This is a genomic window from Paenibacillus sp. 05T425 (genome assembly GCF_056396205.1).
This window is the reverse complement of the sequence record NZ_JBFTLA010000122.1, coordinates 1-425: the sequence shown is the minus strand read 5'-3', so window position 1 is coordinate 425 and position 425 is coordinate 1. Positions and strand designations below refer to the sequence as shown.

The 425-nt window shown below is 57.4% G+C and carries 1 protein-coding gene; it reads right to left on the bottom strand.

The annotated features are described in order from the left end of the window. Positions 1-98: 98 nt before the first annotated feature. Positions 99-425, bottom strand: a 327-nt coding sequence (locus tag AC1DF0_RS32385) for a ClpXP protease specificity-enhancing factor SspB (protein ID WP_477577693.1), incomplete at its 5' end; no start/stop codon positions are given.

The window sequence follows — 425 nt, the reverse complement described above, 5'->3', positions numbered from 1 at the left end:
ATACTTGCTTACGCGATGGCATCCTTGAGATCGCCTTCGCCGGCAAGCCTGGCTCCAACAGTAATAAAAAAGGCGATCCTTGCGGATCGCCTTTTTTATTACTTCACCACCTTCAAACTGGGTCGACCGCTGGGACGCGGTGGCTCGCTGTCGGGTGGCGGGATATCATCATCCGGCTCGATGTCTTCCTCGTCCTCTAGCGGCGATTCCATATCGAACACCATGCCCTGGCCGTTCTCCCGAGCGTAAATGCCCAGGATCGACACGATAGGCACGTACAGGGTGTGCGGCACGCCACCGAAGCGCCCTTCGAAACTGACCGCCTCGTTATCCATGTGCAAATGACGCACGGCTGCCGGGGATACGTTCAGGACAATCTGCCCGTCACTGGCAAAACCCTGAGGCACCTGTACCGACGGATACTC